The organism is Staphylococcus sp. Z5-21, assembly GCF_056529615.1.
On sequence record NZ_CP096462.1, the window covers coordinates 2,163,940 to 2,176,621 of the forward strand.

12 protein-coding genes are annotated in these 12,682 nt (G+C 31.3%); 2 read left to right on the top strand and 10 right to left on the bottom strand.

Annotation, left to right across the window (positions count from 1 at the left end):
* Nucleotides 1-2: 2 nt before the first annotated feature.
* The 3 genes from M1D64_RS10815 to M1D64_RS10825 form a co-directional block, all read right to left on the bottom strand.
* On the bottom strand, nucleotides 3-455 hold the full coding sequence (locus M1D64_RS10815) for a hypothetical protein (RefSeq protein ID WP_002483996.1): 453 nt from the start codon (nucleotides 453-455) through the stop codon (nucleotides 3-5).
* Nucleotides 456-597: 142 nt separating this feature from the next.
* A complete protein-coding gene (locus M1D64_RS10820) occupies nucleotides 598-1,293 on the bottom strand; it encodes a helix-turn-helix transcriptional regulator (RefSeq protein WP_232334898.1) in 696 nt (231 codons plus the stop codon).
* Nucleotides 1,294-1,671: 378 nt separating this feature from the next.
* Nucleotides 1,672-2,331, bottom strand: coding sequence for a Bax inhibitor-1/YccA family protein (locus tag M1D64_RS10825; protein WP_011303704.1), 660 nt, complete (start codon nucleotides 2,329-2,331; stop codon nucleotides 1,672-1,674).
* 463 nt (nucleotides 2,332-2,794) lie between these two features.
* Here M1D64_RS10825 and M1D64_RS10830 point away from each other — a divergent pair, with 463 nt between their 5' ends.
* The gene (locus M1D64_RS10830) at nucleotides 2,795-3,601 is read left to right on the top strand and encodes a LysM peptidoglycan-binding domain-containing protein (RefSeq protein ID WP_041079738.1); all 807 of its coding nucleotides are present in this window, start codon (nucleotides 2,795-2,797) and stop codon (nucleotides 3,599-3,601) included.
* Nucleotides 3,602-3,969: 368 nt separating this feature from the next.
* Here the strand turns inward: M1D64_RS10830 and M1D64_RS10835 are convergent, their stop codons facing one another.
* The 5 genes from M1D64_RS10835 to M1D64_RS10855 form a co-directional block, all read right to left on the bottom strand.
* Nucleotides 3,970-4,977, bottom strand: coding sequence for an inorganic phosphate transporter (locus tag M1D64_RS10835; RefSeq protein ID WP_041079739.1), 1,008 nt, complete (start codon nucleotides 4,975-4,977; stop codon nucleotides 3,970-3,972).
* Between the two features lie 13 nt (nucleotides 4,978-4,990).
* A complete protein-coding gene (locus tag M1D64_RS10840) occupies nucleotides 4,991-5,608 on the bottom strand; it encodes a DUF47 domain-containing protein (protein ID WP_037538996.1) in 618 nt (205 codons plus the stop codon).
* A gap of 645 nt (nucleotides 5,609-6,253) precedes the next feature.
* On the bottom strand, nucleotides 6,254-7,282 hold the full coding sequence (locus M1D64_RS10845) for a sensor histidine kinase (RefSeq protein ID WP_037538998.1): 1,029 nt from the start codon (nucleotides 7,280-7,282) through the stop codon (nucleotides 6,254-6,256).
* A complete protein-coding gene (locus tag M1D64_RS10850) occupies nucleotides 7,275-7,949 on the bottom strand; it encodes a response regulator transcription factor (RefSeq protein WP_002484003.1) in 675 nt (224 codons plus the stop codon). The genes M1D64_RS10845 and M1D64_RS10850 overlap by 8 nt, the downstream gene beginning before the upstream one ends.
* A gap of 12 nt (nucleotides 7,950-7,961) precedes the next feature.
* Nucleotides 7,962-8,879 (bottom strand): NAD-dependent epimerase/dehydratase family protein, encoded by a 918-nt coding sequence (locus tag M1D64_RS10855; RefSeq protein ID WP_041079740.1) that lies wholly within the window; start codon nucleotides 8,877-8,879, stop codon nucleotides 7,962-7,964.
* Nucleotides 8,880-9,000: 121 nt separating this feature from the next.
* Between M1D64_RS10855 and M1D64_RS10860 the strand changes: the two genes are divergently transcribed.
* Nucleotides 9,001-9,507, top strand: coding sequence for a GNAT family N-acetyltransferase (locus M1D64_RS10860; protein WP_041079741.1), 507 nt, complete (start codon nucleotides 9,001-9,003; stop codon nucleotides 9,505-9,507).
* A 476-nt stretch (nucleotides 9,508-9,983) separates the two neighbouring features.
* On the opposite strand, the gene M1D64_RS10865 is transcribed toward M1D64_RS10860, so the two are convergent.
* A complete protein-coding gene (locus M1D64_RS10865) occupies nucleotides 9,984-11,015 on the bottom strand; it encodes an alpha/beta hydrolase (RefSeq protein WP_037539014.1) in 1,032 nt (343 codons plus the stop codon).
* A 182-nt stretch (nucleotides 11,016-11,197) separates the two neighbouring features.
* Nucleotides 11,198-12,265 carry a YkvI family membrane protein gene (locus M1D64_RS10870; RefSeq protein WP_002484007.1) on the bottom strand — a complete coding sequence of 356 codons (1,068 nt, stop codon included), beginning with the start codon at nucleotides 12,263-12,265 and terminating at the stop codon, nucleotides 11,198-11,200.
* Nucleotides 12,266-12,682: the final 417 nt, after the last annotated feature.

Genomic DNA, 12,682 nt, shown 5'->3' on the forward strand with positions numbered 1-12,682 from the left:
GGCTAATTGAATAAATGTGTAATATCAACACCAAATTTCACATTTTTTCTATAAAGTTGTATTTTAATGATATTGCGATATATTTCTTTAAGGGGCATCGTTGAAAGATCAAAGACGTAGCTGACCGAGTGCATGCTATCTTCTAACAACTCAGGGTGTGATTGTACATATGATTTGTATTGACTATAGATCTCATCTATATAAATATTCACTTCTTCATCTGTTTGAATTTGAAATGCTATATTAACATTCGTATTCAACACAAATTTTATAAAACCGCAATCCACATCTGTTGTAAAAGCATCTCGTAATGATTCAACATCTATCATGCAATAAACTAATACTTTTTGTGTGCCTTCAAAGATGTAGCGCATACTTTGGTTATCAAATAAATTACGAAATTCTTCTAAAGAATGAATTTGAATGACAATTGCATCGTTGTTCGATTCTGCCATTTCATTGATATCTAAACAAATATAATTATTTTGGACATTTAGTTTCTGTAATTTTTTAGCAATGATTTGTTGTGTTTCCTCAAAGTTTTGCTCATCATCTTTGGTTTACTACATTAAAGACTTTATCTGATTTTGTAAGTTGTCAATTTTCTTTAGGTGAATATCCAAAATAATGTTTAAATTTTTTACTATAACTCGCAAAACTACTAAAACCATATGCATCTGAAATTTCAGAAATCGTAAGTTTCCCTTCTAATAATGGGCCGATTGATACTGGTAATTTTAATGTATCTACATAAGTTTTGAATCGCATGCCTAGTGTATTATAAAATTGGCTTGATATATTTGATTGCGATATAAACACTTTATTAGCAATTGCTTTCAATGTTAGCCTTTTATGTAAATGTGTATTTACATAATCTAACATTTCACCTGTAATACCATAAAATGAATAATCTGTTTGTTGTTTTAAATAATTAACATCAATCTTAGCTTCTGTCGCAATAATATCAACGATTTTATACATATAAGTTTCATATAGTTCATTTGTCAGTGTTTGATCTAAATGATGCTTAGCTAAATTTAATAAAGCCTCAAATAATCTGCTCGAAGATCGTATCAACTTAGATGTATATTGATACTCAAAAAATGAATACCCTCGCTCATGAAACCAATCACTAGAAATATATAATAATAACGACATTTCGTTTCTTTTGATTCTAAATATTTCTGTATTATTCACGATAAGTAAATCTTCTTCAACTTCTACATTTGTTATAAAATGCTGTACTTCAACGGCATCCTTTAAAGGAAATAATAATAATATACCGTCTGTCACGCGCTTAGTAGGATACTTGTCCTTAGAAATAATATTTAAGCATTACGCTTTCATAATTTAACCTCTTTCGAATATTGTCATACGCTATGCATTAAACGCTCACTTCACTATTAATTCTAGCTTAATCACGTCATACCCCAAAATTTCAATTAACATGTTTTTAGTCTTTAGGTAATTTTGAATAAAATAATTAATTTTGTCAACATTTTTTGTATTAATCGAACTAAATTTTAAAATACAGCTATAGTATTATTAAACTTTTAAATAGTTCACAAAATTTAAAATTACACTAGATTTTAAAAAAAACCCTTATAAATTACTGTAGAAAGTAATTTTAAGGGTGTAATAACATTTTTGGATTATATATACTTTATTTAACTATTTTCTCATTCTGTTGGCAAGTCTTAATACATATTTTATAATATGAAGTAAGTTAATAAACAAGTTGAAACCCATTTCTCTCGGTGAGAACTGACCCCGTTTCATGCGGTTAAAGTCATATAACGTATAGAGTAAAAATAGCAATAATCCTACAACTGTAATAATTGTATGGAAAATTGGATTCTGGATAAACATACCTATTAAACTTGCAACAATTAATGCAATGAGTGTTACAAAAAGGTATTTACCCATGCTCGCTGCATTTCCAATAACGAAAAATCCAATCAATCCAAATACAATAAAGGCAGATATGGCTAATATAATATTCTTATAAAAAACCTCTGGCCCTAAATTCTGTAAATACGCCGTAAACGTTGCATAGGATAGCAACCCAAGTATAATGGCATAGATATGAGAAATCACAAGCCCATACTTACGCGCTCTATTAAAAATTAAAGTTATTAATACTAAACCGAGCAGTACAAAAGAAAGTGGTTGTCTCCATGACATTGGTAGGTATTGTCCAAAATAACAACCTATTCCAAAAATAATCCAATAATATACAAAAAAGAGCCATACTTTTCCGTATGCATGTGATTTTGATTGTTCTTTAGTCTTTTTTTGCTGGTTATTAACATGTTGTGCTGTTTCAGCCAACCCAATCACTCCTTAATTCCAAAAGCTACTATAAAATAAATAAAACATATGCGTTTAATCATAACATTAAACGTCTATATTAATAGCATGTACTTTTTAAATTTTCCACAAAATTAATGCGTAATACTTTAATGTTCACGTTTTTTCAAATAAACAAACATTGAATATACAATATTTTTAAAATTTATTATTTATAGACTTTTTTTATATCCGCTTATGTTACATTTGAAATAAATATCATCTTACTTGAAATAACAGAAAGACTTGTAAATGGCGCAGTAAAAGTATTTATTTCATATAAACATGGCATTACGAAATTTTAATAATATTACATCTTGATAACAACGTACACAAAGCAAATGATTTTTGTTAGTATGGAACGTGAATTCAGATTAAAAACACTAACGAATATATTTAATACATATTTACGGTTAGATATATAGGAATTGAAGGAGGAGTTCTTTTGAAAAAGTTAGCATTTGCAGTTACAGCAGCTTCAGGCGCGGCAGCCGTTATCGCCAATCATGAAGCCGATGCGTCAACACAACATACAGTAAAATCTGGTGAGTCACTTTGGTCAATTTCACAACAATACGGTGTTTCAGTAGACGAAATCAAACAAAGCAATAACATCAATAATAATATGGTATTCCCGGGACAAGTTATTGAAATTGGTGGAAGTAGCTCACAAGAAAGTGGATCTACATCAAATAACACTTCAAATGGTTCATCACATACAGTTCAATCTGGTGAATCACTAAACATTATTGCGAATCAATATGGCGTGTCAGTTGATGAAATCATTGCAGCTAATAATTTAAATGGATATTTAATACATCCTAATCAAACACTAACAATTCCAGATACTACAGGAACAGGTGGTTCAGGTGGAACTGCTACAGAAACACCAAGTTCAAATACAGGTGGTTCTACAGCAAGTGATGCTAACCTATATGACTGGGGACAATGTACTTGGCATGTATTTAACCGTAGAGCAGAAACTGGTCAACCAATCAGTACTTACTGGTGGAACGCTGATCACTGGGCTGATAATGCAGCAGCAGATGGTTATACAGTTAATAATGCACCTACAGCAGGTTCAATCATGCAAAACTTCGAAGGACCTGTAGGTCACGTAGCTTATGTTGAACGCGTTAATCCAGATGGTAGTATTTTAATTTCAGAAATGAACTATAATACACCACCAGGTACAGTTGATTACCGTACAATCCCAGCTTCACAAGCTTCAAGCTATAACTACATTCACTAAGTATATATTCAAGCGAGTCTGGGACATAAATAGATGTCACAGGCTCTTTTTCATTTAGACAGTAGATGTCTGAATTAAAAATTCGCTTATATCAAGCTTTTTTCAATCCTAGTCATCCTTGCCGAGGTAGGACTACGAAATCTCTATTAGAAAATTTGATTTCTGTCACACTCCCGTTTTTTCTCCTCTTATTTATTATTAATATTCCCACCTATGTGCCCTATCGCTGTATAAATAAAAAGAACGAGCAGATAAACACAATTGTTAAACAATTGGTTTTCGCTCGTTCTTTTAGTAAATCAATTGATATCTATCTAATGTATGTAAATACCAATCAACAAGTGCCTATAGTGTAAGAAAATTACTATCTATAAGAAAATATTTATAATGTAGTAAATAATTGCTGCAACAAGTGCAGAAATTGGTAATGTAATTACCCATGTGATAATCATACGTTGTGCTGTATTCCATTTCACACCTTTAATACGGTTAGATGAACCAACACCTAGAATAGATGAAGATACAACATGTGTTGTGGATAATGGGAAATGTAAAGATGATGCAACAAATATTGTTAATGCAGATGATAAATCTGCAGCTGCACCATTAGCTGGACGTATTTTCATAATATTACCACCAACTGTTTTGATAATTTTCCAACCACCAACAGCTGTACCTAGTCCCATTGCAGTAGCACAGGCAACTTTAACCCATAATTGCGGTTCAACGCTTGTACCTGTTTGAATATTAGCAACTATTAAAGCCAATGTAATAATCCCCATTGATTTTTGCGCATCATTTGTACCATGAGAAAATGATTGCAGTGATGCTGTGAAAATTTGGAAAAATCTAAAATTACGATTAGACTTTGTAAGATTTGCATTTTTAAATACAACTTTTACAATTGAATACATGATAAAACCAACACAAAATGCAATAATCGGTGATACGAGTAAAACAACGATGATTTTCGTGAATCCTTCATAATGTAATACTGCAAATGAACCTTGCGAAGCAATTGCTGCCCCGGCGATAGAACCAATTAATGCGTGTGATGACGAACTTGGTATACCGTAATACCATGTGATTAAATTCCATAAAATAGCTGCGATGATGGCTGCTAATACGACAACAAGACCATTTTCTAATTTAAATGGGTCTACAATATCTTTCGTAATTGTCCCTGCAACCCCAGTGAAAGTTAAAGCACCAATAAAATTCATCACTGATGCTAAAAGTATCGCAGTTCTAGGCGTTAAGGCACGAGTAGAAACAGCAGTAGCAACAGCATTGGCTGTATCATGGAAACCATTGATAAAGTCAAATATAAGTGAAAAAATAACGATAGCTACTGTGATGATCAAAATATATTCCATAAGTTAGGACTCCTTAGCTATTTTTCATGATTATTGTTTCAAAGTTATTTGCTACAGCTTGACATTTATCTGCAATCTCTTCCATGCTTTCATATATTTCTTTTATTTTAATAAGTGTGATTGGATCTGTTTCACTATTAAATATGTGTTTAATTGATTGACGTAAAATACCGTCACAATTTGTTTCAAATTCTTTTATGTTAATAGAATGGATACGCATATGCGATAATTTTTTCTCTACAAGCAAACCAACAGCTAATTTCATTTCTGCGATTGCTTTTTGGATATTATCTACAAATTCAGCCATGTATTCATCTGTATATTCAATAGAATACATTTCGAACATGCCTGATGTTTCTTCAATTGCATCTAAAACATCATCAATAGCGTTACATAAAGAGAGGATATCCTCACGTTCAATTGGTGTAATAAAAGTTTGGTTTAAGTCTGAAATCACTTGATGCATTAATTCATCGCCGTGTGATTCATACGTTTTAATATTGTCTGAGTATGCTTTAAGGTCTAAATGCGTATTAAACTCCATTTTCCCAAATTCAATTGCTGCTCTGTCTAAGTTGAAAACCATTTCTTCAAGTTTCACCATGAACTTATCTTTTTTCTTGTTAAACATTCAAAAAATCCTCCATTTACAGCGATTGTCCTCAATCACCTTCAATAAATTTAAAAAAATTTAAAATCCTTTAAGACAAATTAAGATTGGCAAGATTTACAATTTGCTCATTTTTTGCCAGTATAACAGCATTTGTTAATTATATGTAAATGAGCATTTGCTTATATTAGTTTAAAAAATCTCACAAATGTTGATTTATCCTTATTTGAAAATAGCACAAAATTTACAATACTACAATTGCATTTACAAATTCTTAACATTTCATTTTCATTAATTTAATAAAATGATTTTCATACATTATGAATACAGAATACATCTCTATCAAAAATGATGATTTGTACTTATGCTTTATAATATCGCATTGTATCTAATGAGATTTTTAAATAAAACTCACATTAGCTATAATTGCACATTTACTTTTCGGATTCAACAATTACTTTTATAAATACGCAAATGATTTCATAGTTTCTGTTAACACTTCATCTGTACACAATGATGCTTTCAATAAAAAATTGTCGACAAATATAGTCATTTGCCGACAATGCCTCTAGATTATATATAAGCAACGCAATCTGATATTGCTACAGTATAAGATGAAATTCTTTTTTTTAAAATTTGATGTCAATCTAATCTCATAAGTAATGCTTATATATTTTGTGATAATTTTGCTACAATTTCATTTTGATTCGGGAAAATAAATTTAACTACTGTTCCTTTATCTAATTCTGAATGAATACGCACGCATATGCTCAGTTTTTCTTTAACGTGATTAACCAAATATAAACCTAAACCTGATGATGCCGTATTATTTCTATTTGAAGTAGACGTAAATCCTTTATCAAAAATTCTAGGTAAATCCTTTTCACTGATACCTTTGCCTTCATCTTTAATTTCGAGTACAACGTGTCCACTTTCTTTTAATGCACGTATATGTATCATACTTTCTTCACTATATTTAACAGCGTTAGATAACACTTGTCTAATCATCATGCGACACCACTTTGTATCTGTATATACATTCAATGTATCCTCAAAATCTAAGTCATAACCAATGCCTTTAGACTGGCTGATGTATCTTGTAATCTGTATTTCTTCTATTACAAGCCGTTTCAATGGCACATGTTCGAAATACATATCTTTATTCTGAGATTCAAGTCGCGTTAAAAATAACTGCCTATCTAACATATCATTGATACGCGACCATTCATAAAGTAAGGCGTGCTTCCTAGATAAATCTTGTTCTTTTTCTATTAACAGTTTCATTGCTGTTACAGGTGTCTTAATATCATGTACAAAATCAGTCAACGCCGCTTCCGTAGATTGAATTTGTTGCTTTTGATGTGTAACTAATGCTTTTTGATTCGTGATTTGTCCATATAAGTAATTCACCATTTCTTGTTGAAACGGTGTGTCTGCTAATGATTTATGTTTCAAAGCTTCTGGTTCTATATTTTCGTCAAGATGCTTATAAAATTTCACTTCTTTTAAATAAGTAAATATTAAGAACAACACCGATAGGCCTATATTTAAAATAATAATATATAAAATGCTATATACACTAATATCATAATCTAAATAAGCAATACCTAAGAAAATGAAATGCAGAAATAATAGCCATAGTATCCAATATATGCGCGAGCGTAAAAAGATAAAAAACCATTTTAAATTAGCCATGCGCCATATATCCTTTGCCAATTTTCGTTTCAATGGCATCATTCATATCTATATCTACTAATTTCTTTCTTAATCTATTCACATTAACGGTTAATGTATTGTCACTAACAAAAGCTTCATCATCCCACAACGCAGTGATGAGTGTATCTCTCGTAACAATTTGATCTTGTTTTTTCACAAGCATTTCTAATATAATCATTTCCGTTTTAGATAAATATATTTGATGATCCTCTTTACTTATACTACCTTTTGATAAGTCTAATATCGCATCTTGCCATGATAGCACACGCTTTTCATCTAAGCTAAATTGATAGACACGTCTGTATATGGCTTGGAGTTTCGCTATTAATACATTGGTATTAAATGGTTTTTGAACATAATCATCCGCGCCAAGTTCCATACTCATCACTTGATCCATTGGATTGTCCCTAGATGATAAAAATAAAATGGGTGTATTAGAGACTTCCCTAATTTTTCTTGTCCAATAAAATCCATCATATTTGGGTAATTTAACATCCATAATGACGATTGCGGGATTAACAGATTCAAATTTAGTCATCACATCATTAAAATCATCTATACCATTTACATTGAAATCCCATTGTTCCAACTCTTCACTTAATTCTTTAAATAATGTCATATCATCTTCTACTAATAGTATATCCATAAAGTCACCTTTTTATTTTGTATATTTTATATCTTCACCTGACTGGATTCGTCCATTAAAATGCTTAATTCGACAATCGATTTCAAAGCCACGCAGCATTAAACCTTGAAACGGCGATTGAAATAAGTAATACACAGGCCAAACTAATTTAGGTATATAGTCATATAGATGCACTAAGACAGTTTGTGTCCCTTTCAGCATACGGAACTCCAGCTTACCTTGCTTTATTACATTGGGTTTAACAATAGAACCACTTACTAAATGTAGCACAATCATATCATATTCGACTTGCATTTTATGAAGTACTAACACAGGTTTCTGCTTATCTTTTATGTAGATTACATAATTATCCTTGTCTTTGTACGCATGCAGCATCGTTCCTTTTGTTTCATTTAACCAATTAAAATAATATTCAACCATTTGGTCTAATGTCCAATTCATCGGTAATTGAATACTCAACGCACTGCGTACATCATCATATTTAGAGACTTGTAATTCAACTGACACATGTGGGCGTGAAACGATCGCTTCCGTTTGTTCTACTGGTACACCGTATGCTGACAAACGTTGAATGGTTTCATGATCAAATCGACTACCGCTAATATAAATAATTTTACCTATACCGTTCTCAGCAGCCGCTCTTCCAAAATTGTCAGAAGCAATTAAGTTTAAATCTCTTGCTGTTGCTTGTGTTAATTTAGCTGAATGTTTGGTTGGATCCAAATAATAAATGGCAATATCCATGTCTTCCATCGCATTTAATACATCATCATAATTATAAATATCTTTTTTCAACCATATCACTTCTTGGAAATCTTTCTCTTTAGGATATTTGGATAATGTATATAGATTGCCTTCATCTTTTATAGAATGAATCAAGTTTTTCCCTATATAACCTGTGACACCAGCGAGTAAAATATTGGGCTTCATAAGCATACTTCCTTTTTATTAGTTTGACTCTATTTAAATAATACCTAGTAATATCATGCTAATGATGTTAAGTTATACTATAACTGAGTATTAGCAAAATAGATATAAGGAGTGTTCATACATGGTTCATCAAATACGTGAAATTGGTATCAATGATATAGATTCATTTGTAAAGTTATTAACGACAATTTATGATGAATCTGATTACTTAATATATAATCCTGGGGAATATGCACCGTCTAACAATGACGCCATTGCAAACTTGGAACATTACATCACATCACCTTCTAACGCCATTTACGTAGCAGAGAATAACGATGAACTCGTTGGCTTTGCTATTGTTACGACAGGTAATTTTGAACGCACACGCCACGAAGCTATATTTTCTATGGGCGTTATCAGACATTATCGAGAGAAAGGGCTCGGTCAATCATTAATCAACTCTGTTGAAGCATGGTGTTTAAATCATCATATCCGTCGTATTGAAGCTTCGGTCGTTCCTGAAAATGAAACAGCAGTAGATTTATTTAAAACTGCAGGATACCAAATTGATGGTGAATTACGTGACAAATTGTATATAGATGGTAAATACTTTAACAAATATGTCATGTCGAAGTTACTACTTTAATTTACCTCTCAACTATTTATCTAAACGTCGCTTATATCTATGTTTTTTGTAAATGAAAAACATGTCAAACAGTAAACTAACTTCACTATTTATTGTCTCAATTTCACATTGTAGCAGCAGTAATGCGCGTAGATGTCAGTTTTTTATCATTTTCTGTTAGATTAACCTGGAAGAATGGAACTTGGTCATCTTTTTCAGTTAAGTAGAATGTATTATCTAATTACTAATTGTCTTATCTGTTGTACTTTAACTCATGTTATATAGTAATTTATAACGTTTTGATATATGTGACAAAGTGCATACACAAGAAATGAGCTACTCGAATCGTATGATAAATCGTAAATATTGTAAGTTATTAAAATAAAAAGCTAATCCGATAAACGGATTAGCTTTTTTGAGCATAGTCATTGGCAAGCTCTTTAGATTTACACTTAAATCTTCAACATACATACCAATGTATATGATGCATTAATTTATTAATATGGATTTAATTCGATACCATTAGGATTCGATGTTTCTTCATCCACTTCAGTTTCTACACCTGAAGAATTTGTATTTCTACTTAAGAAACTTTGCACTTTTTTCATATTTTGTTTCGATTCTGGTAACTCTAAATGGAATTGATATTGATGTCTTAAATTGTGCGTTCCATCATAAAATAGTTTATCTGTAGGTATACCTTTAGATTTTAATTTTTTATAAAACTCAATGTTTTGGCTATAAAACGGATCTGCATCACCTACTGATAAAAATGTAGGTGGATAGTCTTTTGTAACTTGATTAATCGTGGACATTTCACTAATATATTTAAACTGTGTCTCCCAGTCTCTCTTACCAGTATAACTTTCCATAAACAGTTGTATCCTTGGAAATTCAGTGGCTTTAACGGTTTTCATATCGTAAAAGCCTCCAAAGAAGATTGCCGCTTTTATTTTATCTGGTTCAAATTGCTGTTCAAATCCCATATCATCTCTTAGAGATTTATTCGTTTGCATTGCAGTATATTGACTTGATAGCTGAGCACCTGCTGAATCACCACCAAAAATCACTTGATCAAAATCCATAGGTAACTCATGTTTATTTTTTTTAATAAATTGTACCGCTTGGTCAATTTGATGAAGTTGCGTTGGATATTTATAGTCAGGTGCAAGTGCATAGTTAATATTTACTACGATATATCCCTGTTCAGCAATTTTTGATAGTAACGGATTCTTATATTGTTTATCCCCTGCTATAAAACCACCACCATGCATCCAAAATACGACCGGCAATTTATTATCTTTATCTAAATCAGTAGGCGTTAAAATATCTAATCTACTGTTTGGTACGCCTGTACTATAAGTTATATTGGTAAATGCATTGACGTTTCTATTATTAATTTGTACTTTTTCTTTTATTTCTCTAGAATGCTGTCGATCATACTGCTGTTTTAACAACAACGCAGTAACTAACGCTACCACAATAAATACAATCACAGTAATTATCGTCCACTTGTAATTTTTCTTCATGCATGACCTTTCCTTTCGGAAGCATTGTACCATAATTCATACAGTAGTGTGAATTGGCTAACAAATATAGATGAATGAAAAAGTCTGAGACATCAATAAGTAAGATGCCTCAGACTTTTACTCAATGGGAAGTAGAAATAAAGTCCCTTCCCTAATGATAATTATTTAATATATCTTTTTATTTAAGCAATAAATTTCTTGTTCTGACGTTTTCTACTATAATATTTCACAAGTACGCCTATTACAACAACTAAACCTACAACACCCATAATTGGATATAAGAAGTTGATAAGCCCAGCGAAACCTACAAAGCTTAATGCGAATGCAACAATTACCATAACCACGATAAATATGTGATATTTTTTACTATATGGTTCTGTAAATCTTGCCGCAAATGAGTACATTAAACCAAGAATTGTATTATACATTACCGCTAACATAATGATAGATAACACTAAACCAATCCAAGGATGGATATCATTAGCTAACGTTAACATTGGAATAGATGCATCTTCGATTTTTGTAAATTCTGATTGTAATGCAAAGTTGATAAGTGCTAATAATATCATATAAACGATACCACCAAATAATGCACCTGCGCCTGAAACTCTACGTCTCGAAGCATCGCCACCAATTGCAACAATCGTACTAAACCCAACTGCAAATGCTAAACCACCATAGTTGATACCATATAAGATACCTTTTACGAGACTTGCATCTGGAACTGAGTCATTGACTTCACCAAACGAAATACTTCCATTAAATAAGTAATACGCAGCAATAATAACAACTAAAATTATTAAGAATGGTGTGACTACGCCTAAAGCACGTACAATTTTGTTAAAGTCCATTAATAAAGTGATATAAATTACAATAACCATTATCAATGCACCCAACCATGTTGGTACGCCAAAACTTTCTTCAAACGTTGATCCTGCGCCAGCAATCATTGTGACTGAAATACCAAATAAGAAAAATATTAATAAGTAATCGACAATTTTACTGAACTTATTTCCAAATAAGTAATCTAAAGTAGACTCATGATTTTGTGCATCAAAAGCAGTTCCGATTTTCGCAACTTGTCTACCTATAAATCCTAAAATCAGACCCGAAAGTATAACACCGATGTATGACCATAAGCCATATGGTGAGAAGAATTGCATTACTTCCTGTCCTGTTGAAAAGCCGGCACCTACAACGATACCAACATAAGCGAATCCAATTTTTACCGCTTCTTTATTCAACCCCATGTAAATTTAACCTCCTCATAGTTAACACATTGAGTTATTATAACTTACTGAATATATTTTGCAACAGCACACCATAAAATTTTACACTATACATTATTTTTAACACAAATATACATTCAACTTAATATTATTAAAAATTCAATCAGTGTATTAAATATACTATTTACATAAAATAACAACCGTTAAAACCGCTTGATTCGAGCATTTTTTGCAACTTTATACATGACTACTTTCCAAGAATACATTTAATATCCCTTTAAAATTTTTCGTGAGGATATAATATCTAGATATGAGATTACAAACACAAAGAACCAAGTGAAACACATTACAGATAAATGTAGTTTACTTGGTTCTATTTAAAATAGATTGGATTATTTGTCAAAATCTAATATTTTTAATGCTTCACCTAAATTAACT

Bases quoted from the DNA above. Each gene is read 5' to 3' on its own strand.
- M1D64_RS10815 (WP_002483996.1), bottom strand. From the start codon at position 455: ATGGCAGAATCGAACAACGATGCAATTGTCATTCAAATTCATTCTTTA.
- M1D64_RS10835 (WP_041079739.1), bottom strand. From the start codon at position 4,977: ATGGAATATATTTTGATCATCACAGTAGCTATCGTTATTTTTTCACTT.
- M1D64_RS10840 (WP_037538996.1), bottom strand. From the start codon at position 5,608: ATGTTTAACAAGAAAAAAGATAAGTTCATGGTGAAACTTGAAGAAATG.
- M1D64_RS10845 (WP_037538998.1), bottom strand. From the start codon at position 7,282: ATGGCTAATTTAAAATGGTTTTTTATCTTTTTACGCTCGCGCATATAT.
- M1D64_RS10850 (WP_002484003.1), bottom strand. From the start codon at position 7,949: ATGGATATACTATTAGTAGAAGATGATATGACATTATTTAAAGAATTA.
- M1D64_RS10855 (WP_041079740.1), bottom strand. From the start codon at position 8,879: ATGAAGCCCAATATTTTACTCGCTGGTGTCACAGGTTATATAGGGAAA.
- M1D64_RS10860 (WP_041079741.1), top strand. From the start codon at position 9,001: ATGGTTCATCAAATACGTGAAATTGGTATCAATGATATAGATTCATTT.
- M1D64_RS10865 (WP_037539014.1), bottom strand. From the start codon at position 11,015: ATGAAGAAAAATTACAAGTGGACGATAATTACTGTGATTGTATTTATT.
- M1D64_RS10870 (WP_002484007.1), bottom strand. From the start codon at position 12,265: ATGGGGTTGAATAAAGAAGCGGTAAAAATTGGATTCGCTTATGTTGGT.